The organism is Enterobacter sp. SORGH_AS_0287 (assembly GCF_031453695.1).
GTDB lineage: Bacteria > Pseudomonadota > Gammaproteobacteria > Enterobacterales > Enterobacteriaceae > Enterobacter > Enterobacter ludwigii.
The window spans coordinates 2668632-2688419 of sequence record NZ_JAVIZW010000001.1 but is presented as its reverse complement, the minus strand read 5'-3'; the positions used below and the strand labels follow the sequence as shown (position 1 = coordinate 2688419).

At 53.0% G+C, this 19788-nt stretch carries 17 protein-coding genes and 1 pseudogene; 15 read left to right on the top strand and 3 right to left on the bottom strand.

Annotated features, from left to right (window positions below; translation table 11 throughout):
• Window positions 1-89: 89 nt before the first annotated feature.
• The 3 genes and pseudogenes from dapD to map all read right to left on the bottom strand — a co-directional run bounded on the left by dapD (window position 90) and on the right by map (window position 4481).
• Window positions 90-914 carry a 2,3,4,5-tetrahydropyridine-2,6-dicarboxylate N-succinyltransferase gene (dapD, locus tag QE396_RS12805; protein ID WP_020882614.1) on the bottom strand — a complete coding sequence of 275 codons (825 nt, stop codon included), beginning with the start codon at window positions 912-914 and terminating at the stop codon, window positions 90-92.
• Between the two features lie 32 nt (window positions 915-946).
• Window positions 947-3623 (bottom strand): annotated as a pseudogene (glnD, locus tag QE396_RS12800) (bifunctional uridylyltransferase/uridylyl-removing protein GlnD).
• 63 nt (window positions 3624-3686) lie between these two features.
• Complete coding sequence (gene map, locus QE396_RS12795) at window positions 3687-4481, bottom strand: type I methionyl aminopeptidase (RefSeq protein ID WP_020882616.1); 795 nt, start codon at window positions 4479-4481, stop codon at window positions 3687-3689.
• 321 nt (window positions 4482-4802) lie between these two features.
• On the opposite strand from map, the gene rpsB reads away from it, so the two are divergent.
• From rpsB to rnhB, 15 genes are all read left to right on the top strand, one after another.
• On the top strand, window positions 4803-5528 hold the full coding sequence (rpsB, locus tag QE396_RS12790) for a 30S ribosomal protein S2 (protein WP_003856207.1): 726 nt from the start codon (window positions 4803-4805) through the stop codon (window positions 5526-5528).
• A gap of 117 nt (window positions 5529-5645) precedes the next feature.
• A complete protein-coding gene (gene tsf, locus QE396_RS12785; RefSeq protein WP_008501911.1) occupies window positions 5646-6497 on the top strand; it encodes a translation elongation factor Ts in 852 nt (283 codons plus the stop codon).
• 150 nt (window positions 6498-6647) lie between these two features.
• Window positions 6648-7373 carry a UMP kinase gene (gene pyrH, locus QE396_RS12780; protein WP_003856194.1) on the top strand — a complete coding sequence of 242 codons (726 nt, stop codon included), beginning with the start codon at window positions 6648-6650 and terminating at the stop codon, window positions 7371-7373.
• A gap of 166 nt (window positions 7374-7539) precedes the next feature.
• The gene (frr, locus tag QE396_RS12775) at window positions 7540-8097 is read left to right on the top strand and encodes a ribosome recycling factor (protein WP_014168702.1); all 558 of its coding nucleotides are present in this window, start codon (window positions 7540-7542) and stop codon (window positions 8095-8097) included.
• Window positions 8098-8192: 95 nt separating this feature from the next.
• Window positions 8193-9392, top strand: coding sequence for a 1-deoxy-D-xylulose-5-phosphate reductoisomerase (gene ispC, locus QE396_RS12770; protein WP_020882617.1), 1200 nt, complete (start codon window positions 8193-8195; stop codon window positions 9390-9392).
• Window positions 9393-9578: 186 nt separating this feature from the next.
• On the top strand, window positions 9579-10337 hold the full coding sequence (ispU, locus tag QE396_RS12765) for a (2E,6E)-farnesyl-diphosphate-specific ditrans,polycis-undecaprenyl-diphosphate synthase (RefSeq protein ID WP_014168704.1): 759 nt from the start codon (window positions 9579-9581) through the stop codon (window positions 10335-10337).
• Between the two features lie 12 nt (window positions 10338-10349).
• A complete protein-coding gene (cdsA, locus tag QE396_RS12760; protein ID WP_014168705.1) occupies window positions 10350-11207 on the top strand; it encodes a phosphatidate cytidylyltransferase in 858 nt (285 codons plus the stop codon).
• An 11-nt stretch (window positions 11208-11218) separates the two neighbouring features.
• A complete protein-coding gene (gene rseP, locus QE396_RS12755) occupies window positions 11219-12571 on the top strand; it encodes a sigma E protease regulator RseP (protein WP_020882618.1) in 1353 nt (450 codons plus the stop codon).
• A 31-nt stretch (window positions 12572-12602) separates the two neighbouring features.
• Window positions 12603-15020, top strand: a complete 2418-nt coding sequence (bamA, locus tag QE396_RS12750; RefSeq protein WP_014168707.1) for an outer membrane protein assembly factor BamA — start codon at window positions 12603-12605, stop codon at window positions 15018-15020.
• A 122-nt stretch (window positions 15021-15142) separates the two neighbouring features.
• Complete coding sequence (gene skp, locus QE396_RS12745) at window positions 15143-15637, top strand: molecular chaperone Skp (RefSeq protein WP_020882619.1); 495 nt, start codon at window positions 15143-15145, stop codon at window positions 15635-15637.
• A gap of 3 nt (window positions 15638-15640) precedes the next feature.
• The gene (gene lpxD, locus QE396_RS12740) at window positions 15641-16666 is read left to right on the top strand and encodes a UDP-3-O-(3-hydroxymyristoyl)glucosamine N-acyltransferase (protein ID WP_014168709.1); all 1026 of its coding nucleotides are present in this window, start codon (window positions 15641-15643) and stop codon (window positions 16664-16666) included.
• A 103-nt stretch (window positions 16667-16769) separates the two neighbouring features.
• Window positions 16770-17225 carry a 3-hydroxyacyl-ACP dehydratase FabZ gene (fabZ, locus tag QE396_RS12735; RefSeq protein ID WP_010426706.1) on the top strand — a complete coding sequence of 152 codons (456 nt, stop codon included), beginning with the start codon at window positions 16770-16772 and terminating at the stop codon, window positions 17223-17225.
• Between the two features lie 3 nt (window positions 17226-17228).
• On the top strand, window positions 17229-18017 hold the full coding sequence (gene lpxA, locus QE396_RS12730; RefSeq protein WP_020882620.1) for an acyl-ACP--UDP-N-acetylglucosamine O-acyltransferase: 789 nt from the start codon (window positions 17229-17231) through the stop codon (window positions 18015-18017).
• Window positions 18017-19165: a lipid-A-disaccharide synthase gene (gene lpxB / locus QE396_RS12725; RefSeq protein ID WP_020882621.1), complete on the top strand. Its 1149-nt coding sequence runs from the start codon at window positions 18017-18019 to the stop codon at window positions 19163-19165. The genes lpxA and lpxB overlap by 1 nt, the downstream gene beginning before the upstream one ends.
• On the top strand, window positions 19162-19758 hold the full coding sequence (rnhB, locus tag QE396_RS12720) for a ribonuclease HII (RefSeq protein ID WP_014168714.1): 597 nt from the start codon (window positions 19162-19164) through the stop codon (window positions 19756-19758). Before lpxB ends, rnhB begins: the two co-directional genes overlap by 4 nt.
• Window positions 19759-19788 lie beyond the last annotated feature (30 nt).

Here is a 19788-nt window from a genome sequence, read left to right as displayed (position 1 = left end):
TAACCTTTGAATAATTAACGAAAAAATCTATTTTCGCCACCCTCAGATATGAAAAAAGCGGGGTGGCCCCCGCTTTTTGTTATATCCGATTAATCGATGGTGCGCAGCAACTCATTGATACCCACCTTACCGCGGGTTTTCGCATCAACTTTCTTCACGATAACCGCACAGTACAGGCTGTACTTGCCATCTTTTGACGGCAGGTTGCCGGAAACCACAACGGAACCGGCCGGCACGCGACCGTAGTGAATTTCACCGGTCTCACGATCGTAAATACGGGTGCTCTGACCGATGTAAACGCCCATCGAGATAACGGAGCCTTCCTCAACGATCACGCCTTCCACCACTTCAGAGCGCGCGCCGATGAAGCAGTTATCTTCGATGATGGTTGGGTTAGCCTGCAGTGGCTCCAGTACACCACCGATACCCACGCCGCCGGACAGGTGAACGTTTTTACCGATCTGCGCGCAGGAGCCGACGGTTGCCCAGGTATCCACCATGGAGCCTTCGTCTACGTAAGCACCGATGTTAACGTAGGAGGGCATCAGCACGGTGTTACGCGCGATGAACGCACCCTGACGTACGGCCGCTGGCGGTACTACGCGGAAGCCTTCTTTCTGGAAGCGAGCTTCGTCGTAGTCAGCGAATTTCATAGGGACTTTATCGAAGTAGCGGCTTTCTGCTCCGTCGATAACCTGGTTATCATTGATACGGAAAGAGAGCAGCACGGCTTTCTTCAGCCATTGATGAGTTACCCACTGACCGTCGATTTTTTCTGCTACACGTAGCGCGCCGGAATCCAGCAGAGAAATAACCTGATTAACCGCTTCACGGGTAACGGTATCCACATTTGCCGGAGTAATCTCGGCGCGACGCTCAAAAGCGGACTCAATAACGTTCTGTAACTGCTGCATTGTTTACTCTTTCCATTTCACTAAAAAACACGTCACCCTTTATCGTTTGGATTGAGGGCTGCTGTCAACCGTTGTTGCACTTCAAGTTGCAGGTCATTATTAAGGGCACGCCGGTCGGCGGTGGCGATTATAAATAAATCTTCTACTCGTTCGCCAATGGTTGTAATTCTGGCCCCGTGAAGCGAAATTCCCAGATCGGCAAAAACCTGGCCGACGCGGGCGAGCAGCCCTGGCTGGTCGAGCGCGATCAGCTCCAGGAACGATTTACGATCGGTGTGGGTCGGCAGGAAATTGACCTCGGTATCGACGGTAAAGTGGCGTAATTTCGACGGCTGACGACGCGGCTGCGGTGGCTGCCAGCTGCGCTGGGTGATCGCCTGTTCCAGGCCAAAACGTATCCCTTCATGGCGGTCCGACGACAGCGGGCTTCCGTCTGGCTCCAGCACAATAAAGGTGTCCATCGCCATGCCGTCCCGGGTGGTGAAAATCTGCGCGTCGTGAACGCTCAGGTTACGCCTGTCCAGTTCGGCACAAACCGCAGCAAACAGATAAGGCCGATCCGGGCTCCAGATAAAGATCTCGGTACCGCCGCGCGTGGCCTGCGGACTGAGGAGGATCATCGGCTGCGACAAATCATGCTGAAGCAGATGTCGCGCATGCCAGGCAAGCTGGTTTGGGCTGTGGCGGACAAAATAGTTGGCACGACAGCGCGCCCAAATCTGATGCAGCGCCTCTTCATCAATGTTATCCATCCGCAACAGCGCCAGCGCCTGCAGCTGATGATGGCGTACACGCTCGCGCATGTCCGGGGTGTTTTGCATCCCGCGGCGCAGCTGTTTTTCGGTGGCAAAGTACAACTCGCGCAACAGGCTTTGCTTCCAGCTGTTCCACAGCGTTTCGTTGGTGGCACAAATATCGGCTACCGTCAGGCAGACCAGATAGCGCAGGCGGTTTTCCGTCTGAACCTCTTCTGCAAACTGCTTGATGACCTCCGGATCCTGAATGTCACGACGCTGCGCGGTGACGGACATCAGCAGGTGATGGCGTACCAGCCAGGCAACCAGCTGCGTCTCGCGAGAGTTCAGTCCATGCAGTTCGGCAAATTTCAGCACGTCCTGCGCGCCGAGCACCGAGTGGTCACCGCCGCGACCTTTGGCGATGTCGTGGAACAGGGCGGCAATCAGGATCAGTTCCGGGTGGGTAAGACGTGGCCACAGTTCGACGCACAGTGGGTGACGTGAGCGTGTCTCTTCTCTGGCAAAGCTCTCCAGCTTGAGCATGACGCGGATCGTGTGTTCATCCACCGTATAGGCGTGGAACAGATCGAACTGCATCTGCCCGACGATATGTGACCACTGTGGCATATAGGCCCACAGCACGCTGTGGCGATGCATCGGCAGAAGCCCACGGCTGACGGCACCCGGATGGCGCAACATACTGAGAAAAAGGGATCGGGCTTCCGGGATATAGCACAGTGGCTGCGTCAGATGACGGCGCGCATGGCGCAGATGACGCAGCGTTGTGGAGTAGATCCCGGTGATCGTGCTATTGCGAACCATGGTGTAGAACATCCGCAGGATCGCTTCCGGCTCACGGATAAACAGCGTTTCGTCGCGCAGATCGATAAGCGTGCCGCGCAGCTGGAATTCATCATCGATCGGCCGCGGTTTTTCGTCCGCCGTCAGGGCCAGGATCGCTTCGTCGAACAGCTGCAGCAGCATCTGGTTCAGTTCAGTGACGCGACGGGTAACGCGGAAGAAATCCTTCATCATGTGCTCAACCGGCTCGTTACCTTCACCGCGGTAGTTGAGGCGCTGCGCCACGCTGAGCTGACGGTCAAACAGCAGACGGTTATCGTAGCGGCTAAGCTCGAGATGCAGGGCAAAACGGATCCGCCAGAGCAGGTGTAGACACTCATTCAGCTCGTTTCGCTCAGCCTCGGTTAAAAAGCCGAAGCCAACCATCTCGTCCATTGAGGTAGCGCCAAAGTGGCGGCGGGCCACCCACTGCAGCGTGTGAATGTCGCGCAGTCCGCCCGGACTGCTTTTTATATCCGGCTCCAGGTTATAGCTGGTGCCGTGGTAGCGCTGGTGACGCTGATTCTGCTCCTCGACCTTCGCGGCGAAGAATTTTTCTGAAGGCCAGAAGCCGTCGCTGAAAATGTGTTTTTGCAGCTCCAGGAACAACGCAACGTCGCCAATCAACAGGCGGGTTTCAATCAGGTTGGTGGCGACGGTCAGGTCAGATAATCCTTCGAGCAGGCACTCTTCCAGCGTGCGCACGCTGTGGCCCACTTCAAGCTTCACATCCCACAGCAGCGTCAGCAGTTCACCAATTTTCTGCGCCTGTTCATCCGGCAGTTTTTTGCGGCTTAAAATCAGTAAGTCGATATCGGAAAGCGGATGAAGCTCACCGCGGCCATAGCCCCCGACGGCGACCAGTGCCACGTCACTGATCTGCCCAAACCCGTAATCAATCCACAGACGCTGCAGGAGCTGGTCGATAAACTCGGTGCGAGCTTCAATGAGCTGCTCCGCGGAGATGCCGGCATCAAATGCGCTTCCGAGCCAGCGCTGGAAGACATCCATATGCGCCTTGATACCGGCGCAGGTCAGATCCTGCTGGGGCCCAGACGCCCGGGTTATCGGGCTGGTCGGGTAGGGTGGGAAGTGCTGTGTTAGCATACTGTTCGGGTAAAAGATTACTCATCGTGCGCCACCCATAAGAAAAAGCTATAGCCATTAAAAAAGCCGGCATCTGCCGGCTTTTTTATCATTCATCGTGCGTGAGTATCGCCGGGATGGTGTCATCCTTGCGCAACGTCATAATTTCGCAGCCGTTGTCTGTTACCACAATAGTATGCTCGTACTGCGCAGACAAGCTTCTGTCTTTGGTTTTCACCGTCCAGCCATCTTTCATGGTGCGGATGCGGTAATCACCGGCATTGACCATCGGCTCGATGGTGAAGGTCATGCCTTTTTGCAGTACCACGCCGCCGTCATCCGCATCATAGTGCAGAACCTGTGGCTCTTCGTGGAAGACACGGCCAATGCCGTGGCCGCAGTATTCACGCACAACGGAGAAACCTTCCGCTTCAACGAATTTCTGGATAGCGGCCCCAATGGTGCGCAGGCGAATGCCGGGTTTAACCATTTTCAGCGCCAGGTAGAGGCTTTCTTGCGTCACTTTGCACAGACGCTCGCCCAGAATCGTCGGCTTGCCCACGATGAACATCTTAGAGGTGTCACCATGGTAGTCATCTTTAATGACCGTCACGTCGATGTTGACGATGTCGCCATCTTTGAGCAGTTTTTCGTTGTCCGGAATACCGTGACAAACCACTTCGTTAATCGAAATGCAGACGGATTTCGGGAAACCATGGTAGCCAAGGCAGGCGGAGACCGCGTGCTGCTCATTGACGATATAGTCGTTACAAATGCGGTCCAGTTCACCCGTGCTCACGCCCGGCTTCACGTACGGCTCGATCATTTCCAGCACGTCTGCGGCCAGACGACCGGCGACGCGCATCTTTGCAATTTCTTCAGGTGTCTTAATAGAGATAGCCATGTAATCTGTCCATCAGTGTCGATTTTTTCGACAATACTAGTCTAAGTGTCGTTAATGGTATCAGTCAGGCGCACCCCGTGCCAAATTGAGAATCATTAACAGCACACTCGGCCAACAACTGTTGGTTTCTGGTCGTGTTTTGTGGTATAAAGCGCGCCGGACTTCCGATCCATTTCAGATACACAGGCTGGACGGAAGCGACAAATCTCACTTTGTGTAACAACACACACGTATCGGCACATATTCCGGGGTGCCCTTCGGGGTCGGTAATATGGGATACGTGGAGGCATAACCCCAACTTTTAATATAGAGGTTTTAAACATGGCAACTGTTTCCATGCGCGACATGCTCAAGGCTGGTGTTCACTTCGGTCACCAGACCCGTTACTGGAACCCGAAAATGAAGCCTTTCATCTTCGGCGCACGTAACAAAGTTCACATCATCAACCTTGAGAAAACTGTACCAATGTTCAACGAAGCCCTGGCTGAGCTGAACAAGATCTCTTCCCGTAAAGGTAAGATTCTGTTCGTTGGTACTAAGCGCGCTGCAAGCGAAGCTGTGAAAGATGCTGCTAACAGCTGCGATCAGTTCTTCGTGAACCATCGCTGGTTGGGCGGCATGCTGACTAACTGGAAAACCGTTCGTCAGTCCATCAAGCGCCTGAAAGATCTGGAAACCCAGTCTCAGGACGGTACTTTCGACAAGCTGACTAAGAAAGAAGCGCTGATGCGCACTCGTGAACTGGACAAGCTGGAAAACAGCCTGGGCGGTATCAAAGATATGGGCGGCCTGCCAGACGCGCTGTTCGTAATCGATGCAGACCACGAGCACATCGCAATCAAAGAAGCTAACAACCTGGGTATCCCGGTATTCGCTATCGTTGATACCAACTCCGATCCGGACGGTGTTGACTTCGTTATCCCGGGTAACGACGACGCAATCCGTGCTGTTAGCCTGTACCTGAGCGCTGTAGCTGCTACCGTTCGTGAAGGCCGTTCCCAGGATCTGGCTTCTCAGGCGGAAGAAAGCTTCGTAGAAGCTGAATAATAAGGTTTCACCCCTTATTAGTACCGTGTATGAATAGGGGCCAATTATCGGCCCCTTTTTTCAATTTACACTGTTTGGCCTCAGGCCGGGCAGTTCACATCTCCCGAGGATTTAAGAATGGCTGAAATTACCGCATCCCTGGTAAAAGAGCTGCGCGAGCGTACTGGCGCAGGCATGATGGATTGCAAAAAAGCGCTGACTGAAGCGAACGGCGACATCGAGCTGGCAATCGAAAACATGCGTAAATCCGGTGCGATCAAAGCAGCTAAAAAAGCAGGCAACGTTGCTGCTGACGGCGTGATCATCACTAAGATCGACGGCAACTACGGCATCATCCTGGAAGTTAACTGCCAGACTGACTTCGTTGCTAAAGATGGTGGTTTCCAGGCATTTGCTAACAAAGTTCTGGACGCAGCTGTTGCGGGCAAAATCACTGACGTTGAAGTTCTGAAAGCACAGTTCGAAGAAGAACGTGTTGCTCTGGTTGCTAAAATCGGTGAGAACATCAACATCCGTCGTGTTGCTTCTCTGGAAGGCGACGTTCTGGGTTCATACCAGCACGGTGCACGTATCGGTGTTCTGGTTGCGGCTAAAGGCGCTGATGAAGAGCTGGTTAAACAGCTGGCTATGCACATCGCTGCAAGCAAACCAGAATTCGTTAAGCCAGAAGACGTGTCTGCTGAAGTGGTAGAGAAAGAGTACCAGGTTCAGCTGGACATCGCGATGCAGTCTGGTAAGCCAAAAGAAATCGCAGAGAAAATGGTTGAAGGCCGCATGAAGAAATTCACCGGCGAAGTTTCTCTGACTGGCCAGCCATTCGTTATGGATCCAAGCAAGTCTGTTGCTCAGCTGCTGAAAGAGCACAACGCTGACGTGACTGGCTTCATCCGCTTCGAAGTGGGCGAAGGCATCGAGAAAGTTGAGACTGACTTCGCAGCAGAAGTTGCTGCAATGTCCAAGCAGTCTTAATGATTGAAAAGGAGCCGCCTGAGGGCGGCTTCTTTTTGTCACCCGTCACACGAAATCAGACAGGCTCCAGTATCCCTGTGCTGATATGCGACATATCATGTCGCCAGAATTAACCCCCATCTTAATCGTTGACAGTCTCAGGAAAGAAACATGGCTACCAATGCAAAACCCGTGTACAAACGCATTCTGCTTAAGCTGAGTGGCGAAGCGCTGCAGGGATCGGAAGGCTTCGGTATTGACGCAAGCATCCTTGACCGCATGGCACAGGAAATCAAAGAACTGGTCGAACTGGGTATTCAGGTTGGCGTGGTCATTGGCGGTGGCAACCTTTTCCGTGGTGCTGGTCTGGCGAAAGCGGGGATGAACCGCGTTGTGGGCGACCACATGGGTATGCTGGCAACCGTGATGAATGGCCTGGCAATGCGTGATGCGCTTCATCGCGCCTATGTGAACGCCCGCCTGATGTCCGCAATCCCATTGAATGGCGTCTGCGATAACTACAGCTGGGCAGAGGCGATTAGCCTGCTGCGCAACAACCGCGTGGTGATCCTCTCCGCCGGTACGGGTAACCCGTTCTTTACTACCGATTCCGCTGCCTGCCTGCGCGGTATCGAGATCGAAGCCGATGTGGTTCTGAAAGCGACCAAAGTGGATGGCGTGTTTACTGCCGACCCGGCAAAAGATCCGTCTGCCACCATGTACGATCAGCTGAGCTACAGCGAAGTGCTGGAAAAAGAGCTGAAAGTGATGGATCTTGCCGCCTTTACGCTGGCTCGTGACCACAAACTGCCGATCCGTGTCTTCAACATGAACAAACCTGGCGCACTGCGTCGCGTGGTCATGGGTGAAAAAGAAGGCACTTTGATCACGGAATAATTTCCGTCGGCGATAAATACAGGTAAGATTCCGCTTTATTTTGTAGTGGTATCTTACCTGGGCGCGCCTTTGGCGTTGTCAGAATTAAACGCGACTATACTTAGCACACCTGTAGCGCTGTGCTGGCGGATAGTCTGCCTGAGACAAGTTTTCAAGGATTCGTAACGTGATTAACGAAATCAGAAAAGATGCTGAAGTACGCATGGAAAAATGCGTAGAAGCGTTCAAAACCCAAATCAGCAAAATCCGTACTGGCCGTGCTTCCCCAAGCCTGCTGGATGGCATCATCGTAGAATACTACGGCACGCCAACGCCACTGCGTCAGCTGGCGAGTGTTACCGTTGAAGATACCCGTACGCTGAAAATCAACGTCTTCGATCGTTCTATGAGCCCAGCGGTTGAGAAAGCGATCATGGCGTCTGACCTCGGTCTGAACCCAAGTTCTGCGGGCGCTGACATTCGCGTTCCACTGCCTCCACTGACTGAAGAACGTCGTAAAGACCTGATCAAAGTTGTTCGTGGTGAAGCTGAGCAGGGTCGCGTATCCGTGCGTAACGTACGTCGTGATGCGAACGATAAACTCAAAGCGCTGCTGAAAGAAAAAGAAATCAGTGAAGATGACGATCGTCGTTCTCAGGACGACATTCAGAAGATGACGGATGCTGCGATCAAGAAAATTGATGCGGCGCTGGCAGATAAAGAAGCGGAACTGATGCAGTTCTGATTTCTGTCGTACACTGATAAACGCCGTTCAGAAGGACTTCGGGTCTTGCTGGCGGCGTTTTGCTTTTATCTGGTCTAACTTTTTTCGGGCATCTCATGAAGCATTTAACACTCCTTGGCTCAACCGGCTCTATCGGTTGCAGTACTCTCGACGTTGTTCGCCATAATCCTGAACATTACACCGTGACCGCGCTGGTGGCCGGTAAGAATGTGCAGCGTATGATCGAACAGTGCCTGGAGTTTACGCCTCGCTATGCGGTTATGGATGACGAAGAGAGCGCCCGCCTGCTCACCGCGCAGTTGCGTGAGAAAGGCTGTCGTACCGAGGTCCTGAGTGGCCAGCAGGCGGCCTGCGACATGGCTGCGCTGGATGAGGTTGATCAGGTCATGGCGGCAATCGTCGGGGCTGCAGGGCTGCTACCGACGCTTGCCGCTATTGATGCAGGTAAAGAGGTTCTGCTGGCTAACAAAGAGTCGCTGGTGACCTGCGGACGTCTCTTTATGGAGGCGGTGAAACAGCGCGGGGCGCGTCTTTTACCGGTCGACAGCGAGCACAACGCGATTTTTCAGAGTTTACCGCAACCTTTTCAACAGAACCTGGGGTACGCTGACCTGGAGCAGAATGGCGTTGTATCGATTTTGCTTACCGGGTCAGGTGGCCCGTTCCGTGAAACGCCACTGTCTGAACTGAGCGCAATGACGCCTGAGCAGGCGTGCCGTCATCCGAACTGGTCAATGGGGCGTAAAATCTCCGTTGACTCCGCCACCATGATGAACAAAGGTCTGGAATACATTGAAGCGCGCTGGCTGTTCAATGCGTCGGCGAAACAGATGGAAGTGCTGATCCACCCGCAATCGGTGATTCACTCGATGGTGCGCTATCAGGATGGCAGCGTCCTTGCGCAACTGGGCGAACCGGACATGCGCACGCCTATCGCGCATGCCATGGCGTGGCCGAATCGGGTGAAGTCCGGGGCGAAACCGCTCGATTTTTGCAAGCTGAGTTCACTGACCTTTAGCGAACCGGACTACGATCGTTATCCGTGTCTGAAGCTTGCGATGAAAGCCTTTGACCAGGGGCAGGCGGCGACGACGGCACTTAATGCAGCTAATGAAATTACCGTTGAGGCATTTCTGAATCAGCAGATCCGATTTACCGATATTGCGACGTTGAATTTATCGGTACTGGAAATGATGGATTTGCGCGAACCACAAAGCGTGGAAGAGGTGCTGGCGGTGGATGCACAGGCTCGCGTTATTGCACGTAAGCAGGTGACACGCCTCGCAAGCTGGTGATAAAGCAAGCACTAGTGGTTGTGCTATTTGTTAGCGTTGGGCTTCAGTGATATAGTCTGCGCCACCTGATCGCAGGTATTTGACTTTACGTGGTCAGGTAAGCCGTGGTTTGACACGGCTTTTTTACGTATAGGCTTCAGTATTCCTGAGTACCGTTAAATCCTTTTCAGGGACCAAACACGCGTTATGTTGTCTGCGAATCAACCAATAAGCGAAAACTTGCCAGCTCATGGCTGCCGCCATGTAGCAATCATTATGGATGGCAACGGCCGCTGGGCGAAAAGACAAGGGAAGATACGAGCCTTTGGGCATAAAGCTGGGGCGAAATCTGTTCGCCGCGCCGTTTCTTTTGCCGCCAATAACGGCATTGATGCGTTAACGCTCTATGCTTTTAGCAGTGAAAACTGGAATCGACCGCCGCAGGAAGTGACCGCGTTGATGGAATTGTTTGTGTGGGCGCTCGATAGCGAAGTAAAAAGCCTGCACCGCCACAACGTCCGTCTGCGTATTATCGGCGAAACCAGTCGTTTTAACTCACGTTTGCAGGAACGGATTCGTAAAGCAGAAGCGCTGACTGAAAATAATACCGGTCTGACGCTCAATATCGCGGCGAATTACGGTGGACGCTGGGATATTATCCAGGGCGTTCGGCATCTGGCCGAACAGGTTCAGGAAGGGCTGTTGAGACCCGACCAAATTGATGAAGAGGCGCTGAGTAAGCAAATCTGCATGAATGAACTGGCACCTGTGGATTTGGTAATTAGGACAGGGGGAGAACATCGCATCAGTAACTTTTTGCTGTGGCAAATTGCCTACGCCGAACTTTACTTTACTGATGTTCTTTGGCCCGATTTTGATGAACAAGACTTTGAAGGTGCGCTGCATGCCTTTGCCAATCGAGAGCGTCGTTTCGGCGGCACCGAGCCAGGTGGCGACAAAGCCTGATGGGGGTAGCTTTTGCTGAAGTATCGCCTGATTTCCGCTTTTGTATTAATACCCATTGTCATTGCGGCGCTGTTTTTACTGCCCCCGGTGGGATTCGCTATTTTGACGCTGGTGGTCTGCATGCTCGCCGCGTGGGAATGGGGTCAGTTTAGCGGCTTTACCTCACGCACTCAGCGGGTATGGCTGGCGGTACTCTGTGGCTTTATCCTGGCCCTGATGCTGTTTACCTTGCCTGAATATCACCATGATATTCATCAACCGCTGGTTGCCGGTTCCCTTTGGATATCGCTGGGCTGGTGGGTTGCCGCGCTGCTGTTGGTGCTTTTTTACCCAGGTTCCGCGGCATTCTGGCGTAATTCAAAAGTGTTGCGTCTTATTTTTGGCCTGCTCACAATTGTTCCTTTTTTCTGGGGTATGGTCGCACTGCGCGCCTGGCACTATGACGAAAACCACTACAGCGGCGCGATCTGGCTGCTTTATGTGATGATTCTCGTCTGGGGGGCTGACTCTGGGGCCTATATGTTTGGTAAACTGTTTGGCAAACATAAACTGGCGCCAAAAGTGTCTCCGGGCAAAACCTGGCAAGGATTCATCGGCGGCCTGTTTACGGCAGCAATCATTTCCTGGGGCTATGGCGTCTGGGCGAATCTGGAAGTGGCACCGTCAATACTGCTGGTGTGCTCTATTTTTGCTGCGCTGGCCTCGGTACTCGGTGATTTAACCGAAAGTATGTTTAAGCGTGAAGCAGGGATTAAGGACAGCGGACACCTGATTCCAGGACATGGCGGTATACTGGATCGCATTGATAGCCTGACAGCGGCTGTTCCAGTGTTTGCGTGCTTGCTTTTACTGGTATTCGGGACGATTTAACGGAAGGTTTTATGCTGAGCATTCTCTGGAATCTGGCGGCGTTCATTGTTGCACTGGGTGTACTGATTACCGTGCATGAATTTGGCCATTTCTGGGTTGCTCGCCGTTGCGGTGTGCGGGTAGAGCGGTTTTCCATCGGTTTTGGTAAATCACTCTGGACGCGCACTGACCGCCACGGCACAGAATTTGTCATCGCTCTTATCCCGCTTGGCGGCTACGTTAAGATGCTCGACGAACGCGTTGAGCCTGTCGCCCCTGAGCTACGACACAGCGCATTCAACAACAAAACCGTTGGACAACGCGCCGCCATCATCGCTGCCGGGCCGGTAGCCAACTTCATCTTTGCTGTTTTCGCCTACTGGCTGGTGTTTATCATCGGCGTGCCTGGCGTGCGTCCGGTTGTGGGTGAAATTGCGCCTGATTCCATCGCGGCGAGTGCGCAAATTACGCCGGGGATGGAACTTAAAGCGATTGATGGCATCGAAACCCCTGATTGGGATGCCGTGCGTCTGCAGCTGGTAGCCAAAATTGGCGATCGGCAGACAACATTCAGCGTGTCGCCGTTTGGTTCTGACCAGCGCCAGGACAAAGTGCTCGATTTACGTCACTGGCGTTTCGAGCCAGACAAAGAAGATCCCGTCTCTGCGCTGGGCATTCGTCCACGCGGTGCGCAGATTGAGCCGGTATTAGCCGAAGTACAGGCAAACTCGGCTGCCAGCAAAGCAGGTTTGCAAGCGGGCGACAGGATCGTTAAAGTCGATGGTCAACCATTAACAGAGTGGATGACCTTTGTTACTCTGGTGCGCGATAATCCGGGCACGTCGCTCGCGTTGGAAGTCGAAAGGCAGGGCAGTCCGCTTTCGCTGACGCTGACTCCGGATACGAAGTCGGTCGGCAAAAAGGCAGAAGGGTTTGCAGGCGTTGTGCCGAAAGTCATCCCGCTGCCAGATGAGTACAAGACAATACGCCAGTATGGGCCGTTCAGCGCCATCCTTGAAGCCACGGATAAAACATGGCAACTGATGAAGCTGACGGTAAACATGTTGGGGAAATTGATAACCGGTGATGTGAAACTGAACAACCTCAGTGGGCCAATTTCAATAGCTCAGGGGGCTGGGATGTCAGCGGAGTTCGGGGTGATTTACTATCTCATGTTTCTTGCGCTCATTAGCGTGAACCTTGGGATAATCAACCTGTTCCCGCTTCCCGTTTTAGACGGGGGTCATCTGCTGTTTTTGGCGATTGAAAAGCTAAAAGGCGGGCCGGTATCCGAGCGAGTTCAAGACTTTAGTTATCGCATTGGCTCGATTTTGCTGGTGCTGTTAATGGGGCTTGCACTTTTCAATGATTTCTCTCGGTTGTAAGAGAGTTAGTTAGGAAGAACGCATAATAACGATGGCGATGAAAAAGTTGCTCATAGCGTCGCTGCTGTTTAGCAGCGCCACCGTATACGGTGCTGACGGGTTCGTAGTGAAAGACATTCATTTCGAAGGCCTTCAGCGTGTCGCCGTTGGTGCGGCCCTCCTCAGTATGCCTGTGCGCCCCGGCGATACGGTTAATGATGATGACATCAGTAACACCATCCGTGCTCTGTTTGCCACTGGCAACTTCGAGGATGTCCGCGTCCTGCGCGATGGTGATACGCTTCTGGTTCAGGTAAAAGAACGTCCGACGATCGCCAGTATCACCTTCTCCGGTAACAAGTCGGTGAAAGATGACATGCTCAAGCAGAACCTTGAAGCATCTGGCGTACGTGTGGGGGAATCCCTGGACCGCACAACCCTTTCAGACATAGAAAAAGGTCTGGAAGACTTCTATTACAGCGTGGGTAAATACAGTGCCAGCGTGAAAGCGGTTGTGACGCCGTTGCCACGTAACCGTGTTGACCTGAAACTGGTCTTCCAGGAAGGTGTTTCTGCGAAGATCCAACAGATCAACATCGTGGGTAACCACGCGTTCAGCACCGATGAACTGATCTCTACGTTCCAGCTGCGCGACGAAGTGCCATGGTGGAACGTGGTGGGCGATCGTAAATACCAGAAGCAGAAACTGGCGGGCGACCTTGAAACCCTGCGCAGCTACTATCTGGATCGCGGTTATGCCCGTTTCAACATCGACTCGACTCAGGTCAGTCTGACGCCAGACAAGAAAGGCATCTACATTACGATTAACATCACAGAAGGCGATCAGTACAAGCTTTCTGGTGTTGACGTGAGTGGTAACCTGGCAGGCCATTCTGCTGAGATCGAATCGCTGACCAAAATTCAGCCGGGCGAGCTGTATAGCGGGTCTAAAGTGACCAAAATGGAAGACAGCATTAAGAAGCTGCTCGGCCGCTATGGTTATGCTTATCCGCGTGTACAAACTCAGCCTGAAATCAACGACGCGGATAAAACTGTGAAGCTTCACGTTAACGTTGATGCGGGTAACCGTTTCTACGTGCGTAAGATCCGCTTCGAAGGTAACGACACCTCCAAAGATTCCGTCCTGCGTCGCGAAATGCGTCAGATGGAAGGCGCATGGTTAGGTAGCGACCTTGTTGACCAGGGTAAAGAGCGTCTGAACCGTCTGGGCTATTTCGAAACGGTTGATACCGATACCCAGCGTGTTCCGGGCAGCCCGGATCAGGTTGATGTCGTTTATAAAGTCAAAGAGCGTAACACCGGTAGCTTTAACTTCGGTGTGGGCTACGGTACTGAAAGTGGCGTCAGCTTCCAGGTCGGCGTACAGCAGGATAACTGGCTGGGTACGGGTTACTCCGTAGGTATCAACGGTACCAAAAACGACTACCAGACCTACTCTGAGTTCTCTGTTACCAACCCATACTTCACCGTAGATGGTGTGAGCCTGGGCGGTCGTATCTTCTATAACGACTTTAAAGCAGATGACGCGGATCTGTCTTCTTACACCAACAAGAGCTACGGTGTAGATGGCACGCTCGGCTTCCCGGTTAACGAATACAACTCGCTGCGCGCTGGTTTAGGTTACGTGCATAACGACCTGTCCAACATGCAACCGCAGGTGGCGATGTGGCGTTATCTGGACTCTATTGGCCAGTCAACCAGTAAAAATGGGGACAACAACGGCTTTGCTGCTGATGACTTCACCTTCAACTATGGCTGGACCTATAACCGTCTCGACCGCGGTTACTTCCCGACGGAAGGTTCTCGTGTCAACCTGAACGGTAAAGTGACCGTTCCGGGCTCTGATAACGAGTTCTACAAGGTAACGCTGGACACCGCGTCCTACTTCCCAATTGATGACGACCACAAGTGGGTAGTCCTGGGTCGTACCCGTTGGGGCTATGGCGATGGTTTAGGTGGCAAAGAACTGCCATTCTATGAGAACTTCTACGCCGGTGGTTCCAGCACCGTCCGTGGCTTCCAGTCCAACAACATTGGTCCGAAAGCGGTCTATTACGGCGGTAACGACACCGATAACTGTAATAAATCGTCGTCTTCTGAAGTCTGTAGCTCTGATGATGCGGTGGGCGGTAACGCCATGGCCGTTGCCAGCCTGGAGTTCATTACGCCTACGCCGTTCATCAGTGATAAATACGCAAACTCAGTCCGTACATCCATCTTCTGGGATGCCGGTACTGTATGGGATACCAACTGGGAGAATACTGCCCAGATGCGTGCGGCAGGCGTACCAGACTACAGCGATCCGAGCAATATTCGCATGTCTGCAGGTATCGCATTACAATGGATGTCACCGCTGGGGCCGTTGGTCTTCTCCTACGCCCAGCCGTTTAAGAAATACGATGGAGACAAAGCGGAGCAATTCCAGTTTAACATTGGTAAAACCTGGTAATAATCCGCTGCAATGGAATGCGTTGGCAGTGTAGCGCTGACAACTGGCGATCGGTAACACGATCGCCTTGCCACGCAAAGAACGGTACCTTCTGGTGCCAATGGGATGGTAAGGAGTTAATTGTGAAAAAGTGGTTATTAGCTGCAGGTCTCGGTTTAGCGATGGCAACCTCTGCTCAGGCAGCAGACAAAATTGCAATCGTCAACATGGGTAATTTGTTCCAGCAAGTTGCACAGAAAACAGGTGTTTCTGCGACGCTGGAAAACGAATTCAAAGGCCGTGCAAGCGAACTGCAGGGTATGGAAAACGATCTTCAGTCCAAAATGCAGCGTCTGCAGCGTGATGGTTCTACCATGAAAGCGAGCGACCGTAGCAAACTGGAAAAAGACGTAATGGCTCAGCGTCAGACGTTCTCCCAGAAAGCGCAGGCTTTCGAGCAGGATCGTCAGCGTCGTTCTAACGAAGAGCGTGGCAAGCTGGTGACTCGCATTCAGACTGCTGTTAAAGCAGTTGCTGCCGATCAGAGCATCGATCTGGTTGTTGATGCGAATGCCGTTGCTTTCAACAGCAGCGATGTTAAAGACATCACCGCTGATGTTCTGAAACAGGTTAAATAAGTAATGCCTTCAATTCGACTGGCTGATTTAGCTCAGCAGTTGGATGCAGAATTACACGGTGATGGCGATCTCGTCATCACCGCTGTTGCGTCCATGCAATCTGCTAAAGCCGGCACTATTACCTTCATGGTAAGCCCTAAGTACCGTGAGCAACTGGCTCAATGCCAGGCGTCAGCTGTTGTTCTGACGCAGGACGATCTTCCGTTTGCCACTGGAAGCGCGTTGGTAGTGAAAAATCCCTACCTGACGTATGCACGCATGGCACAAATTCTTGATTCCACGCCGCAGCCGGCGCAGGACATTGCTGCCAGTGCAGCGATTGATCCGACGGCTCAGCTTGGTCACAACGTGGCAGTTGGCGCAAATGCCGTTATCGAATCTGGCGTGGTGCTGGGCGATAATGTTGTCATTGGCCCAGGTTGCTTCGTTGGGAAAAATACGAAAATCGGCGCCGGGACCCGTTTATGGGCCAACGTGTCTGTTTACCATGAAGTAGAAATTGGCGAAAATTGCCTCATTCAGTCCAGCACAGTGATTGGTTCTGATGGCTTTGGCTACGCTAACGATCGTGGTAATTGGGTTAAGATCCCACAGCTTGGTCGCGTGATTATCGGCGATCGTGTTGAGATCGGTGCTTGTACCACCATTGACCGTGGTGCACTTGACGATACGATTATTGGCAATGGTGTTATCATCGATAACCAGTGCCAGATTGCGCATAACGTTGTGATTGGCGACAATACCGCGGTTGCGGGTGGCGTTATCATGGCGGGCAGCCTGAAAATTGGCCGTTACTGCATGATCGGCGGTGCGAGCGTGATTAATGGCCATATGGAAATATGCGACAAGGTGACCGTGACAGGAATGGGCATGGTAATGCGTCCTATCACCGAACCTGGCGTCTATTCCTCTGGCATCCCGCTGCAACCCAACAAGGTATGGCGTAAAACAGCTGCTCTGGTGATGAATATTGATGATATGAGCAAGCGACTCAAGTCTCTTGAGCGCAAAATCGATCAACAAGACTAAGCGTTCATCCGTTTAATGCTATATTCCCCGGCCTGTCGGCTTTCTTATAAACCGGCAGGCCGTGTTATTATTTTTATCAGTACATTTTGACAGGAAGAGTATTTTGACTACTGACACTCATACTCTGCATATTGAAGAGATTTTAGAACTTCTGCCGCACCGCTACCCGTTTTTGCTGGTAGACCGTGTGCTGGATTTTGAAGAAGGTCGTTTTCTGCGCGCAGTGAAAAATGTTTCCGTGAACGAGCCGTTCTTCCAGGGACACTTCCCGGGTAAACCTATCTTCCCGGGTGTGTTGATTCTGGAAGCGATGGCACAGGCTACCGGTATTCTTGCGTTTAAAAGCGTGGGCAAACTGGAGCCGGGTGAGCTGTACTACTTCGCGGGTATCGATGAAGCGCGCTTCAAGCGTCCTGTCGTGCCTGGTGATCAGATGATCATGGAAGTCACTTTTGAAAAAACGCGTCGCGGCCTGACTCGCTTCAAAGGCGTAGCTCTGGTTGACGGCAAAGTTGTTTGCGAAGCGACTATGATGTGTGCTCGTAGCCGGGAGTCTTGATACGTGATTGATAAATCCGCCTTTATTCATCCTACCGCCATTGTGGAAGTCGGTGCCATTATTGGTGCTAACGTCCATATTGGCCCATTTTGTATTGTTGGACCCCATGTCGAAATTGGTGAGGGTACAGTACTGAAATCTCACGTTGTCGTGAATGGTCATACGACTATTGGCTGCAATAACGAGATCTATCAGTTCGCTTCCATCGGCGAAGTAAACCAGGATCTTAAATATGCTGGTGAGTCGACCCGTCTGGAAATCGGCGATCGTAACCGCATTCGCGAAAGCGTCACCATTCATCGTGGAACAGTACAGGGTGGTGGATTGACGAAGGTGGGCAGCGACAACCTGTTTATGGTTAATGCGCATATCGCGCACGACTGTACGGTAGGTAACCGCTGTATTCTTGCCAACAACGCAACGCTGGCAGGACACGTATCGGTAGATGATTTCGCAATTATTGGCGGCATGACCGCAGTCCATCAGTTCTGCATCATTGGTGCACACGTGATGGTCGGCGGATGCTCCGGTGTGGCGCAGGATGTCCCACCGTTCGTCATTGCGCAGGGTAACCATGCCACGCCGTTTGGCGTGAACATCGAAGGCCTCAAGCGTCGTGGCTTTAGCCGCGAAGCGATTACTGCAATCCGCAACGCGTACAAACTGTTGTACCGTAGCGGTAAAACGCTGGAAGAGGCGAAGCCGGAAATTGCCGAGCTGGCGGAAAAGCACCCTGAAGTGAACGAGTTCATGACGTTCTTTGACCGTTCCACAAGGGGTCTGATTCGTTAATGGTCGACAGTCGTCCGCTTACGATAGCCCTGGTCGCCGGAGAAACCTCCGGCGATATTCTTGGTGCAGGTCTTATCCGTGCGCTCAAGGCCCGGGTACCCAATGCACGCTTTGTAGGCGTTGCTGGCCCGCTGATGCAGGCCGAAGGCTGTGAAGCCTGGTATGAAATGGAAGAGCTGGCTGTGATGGGCATCGTTGAGGTGCTGGGTCGCCTGCGTCGTCTGCTGCACATTCGTGCCGATCTCACCCGTCGCTTTACCGAACTCAAACCCGATGTGTTTGTCGGTATCGATGCACCGGATTTCAACATTACCCTCGAAGGGAATCTGAAGCAGAAGGGCATCAAAACCATTCATTATGTCAGTCCGTCCGTCTGGGCGTGGCGACAGAAACGCGTTTTCAAAATCGGACGGTCAACCAACCTGGTACTGGCTTTTCTGCCTTTCGAAAAAGCGTTTTACGACAAATTTAATGTCCCGTGCCGTTTTATCGGTCATACCATGGCGGATGCAATGCCGCTGGATCCGGATAAAAACGCGGCGCGCGATGTGCTGGGTATTCCTCATGATGCGCACTGTCTGGCACTGCTGCCCGGTAGCCGTGGTGCAGAAGTCGAGATGCTCAGCGCGGACTTCCTGAAAACGGCGCAAATCCTTCGCAAGACCTATCCTGACCTCGAAGTGGTTGTGCCGCTGGTGAATGCAAAACGTCGCGAGCAGTTTGAGCGCATCAAGGCGGAGGTTGCTCCGGATCTCCATGTTCATCTGCTGGACGGGAAGGGCCGTGAAGCGATGGTCGCAAGCGACGCCGCACTGCTGGCCTCGGGCACCGCTGCGCTGGAGTGTATGCTGGCGAAGTGCCCGATGGTGGTTGGCTATCGCATGAAGCCGTTCACCTTCTGGCTGGCGAAACGTCTGGTGAAAACGGACTATGTCTCTCTGCCAAACCTGCTTGCCGGGCGCGAGCTGGTAAAAGAGCTTCTGCAGGATGAGTGCGAGCCGCAGGCGCTGGCCGATGCGTTGTTACCGCTACTGGCCGATGGCAAAACCAGCCACCAGATGCATGATACGTTCCGCGAACTGCATCAGCAGATCCGCTGTAATGCCGATGAACAAGCGGCTGAAGCGGTGCTGGAGTTAGCAAAATGATGGAATTTATTTATCCTCACACCCACCTCGTGGCGGGTGTGGACGAAGTCGGTCGTGGCCCGTTAGTGGGTGCAGTGGTGACCGCTGCGGTGATCCTCGATCCTGCTCGCCCGATTATCGGGTTAAACGACTCTAAAAAATTGTCTGAAAAGCGCCGTCTGGCGCTGTTTAGTGAGATTCAGGAAAAGGCGCTGGCCTGGAGCCTGGGGCGTGCAGAGCCGCATGAGATCGACGAACTCAATATTTTGCATGCCACTATGCTGGCGATGCAGCGTGCAGTGGCGGGTCTGAAAATTACCCCGGAGTATGTCCTGATTGACGGAAACCGCTGCCCTGCGTTGCCGATGCCGTCAATGGCGGTGGTGAAAGGCGATAGCCGGGTCGCAGAAATCAGTGCGGCTTCTATCATTGCCAAAGTGACGCGTGATGCCGAAATGGCCGCGCTGGACCTCACTTACCCTCAGTATGGCTTCGCCCAGCATAAGGGTTATCCAACGGCCTTTCATCTGGAAAGGCTGGCTGAACATGGCGCAACTGAACATCACCGACGCAGCTTTGGCCCGGTGAAACGCGCGCTGGGACTGGTGTCCTGAATCAATACGCAAGCAATTAAGTAACGCGGA

Bases quoted from the DNA above. Each gene is read 5' to 3' on its own strand.
- ispU (WP_014168704.1), top strand. From the start codon at position 9,579: ATGTTGTCTGCGAATCAACCAATAAGCGAAAACTTGCCAGCTCATGGC.
- ispC (WP_020882617.1), top strand. From the start codon at position 8,193: ATGAAGCATTTAACACTCCTTGGCTCAACCGGCTCTATCGGTTGCAGT.
- lpxB (WP_020882621.1), top strand. From the start codon at position 18,017: ATGGTCGACAGTCGTCCGCTTACGATAGCCCTGGTCGCCGGAGAAACC.
- map (WP_020882616.1), bottom strand. From the start codon at position 4,481: ATGGCTATCTCTATTAAGACACCTGAAGAAATTGCAAAGATGCGCGTC.
- tsf (WP_008501911.1), top strand. From the start codon at position 5,646: ATGGCTGAAATTACCGCATCCCTGGTAAAAGAGCTGCGCGAGCGTACT.
- dapD (WP_020882614.1), bottom strand. From the start codon at position 914: ATGCAGCAGTTACAGAACGTTATTGAGTCCGCTTTTGAGCGTCGCGCC.
- lpxD (WP_014168709.1), top strand. From the start codon at position 15,641: ATGCCTTCAATTCGACTGGCTGATTTAGCTCAGCAGTTGGATGCAGAA.
- rnhB (WP_014168714.1), top strand. From the start codon at position 19,162: ATGATGGAATTTATTTATCCTCACACCCACCTCGTGGCGGGTGTGGAC.
- rpsB (WP_003856207.1), top strand. From the start codon at position 4,803: ATGGCAACTGTTTCCATGCGCGACATGCTCAAGGCTGGTGTTCACTTC.
- pyrH (WP_003856194.1), top strand. From the start codon at position 6,648: ATGGCTACCAATGCAAAACCCGTGTACAAACGCATTCTGCTTAAGCTG.
- rseP (WP_020882618.1), top strand. From the start codon at position 11,219: ATGCTGAGCATTCTCTGGAATCTGGCGGCGTTCATTGTTGCACTGGGT.
- bamA (WP_014168707.1), top strand. From the start codon at position 12,603: ATGGCGATGAAAAAGTTGCTCATAGCGTCGCTGCTGTTTAGCAGCGCC.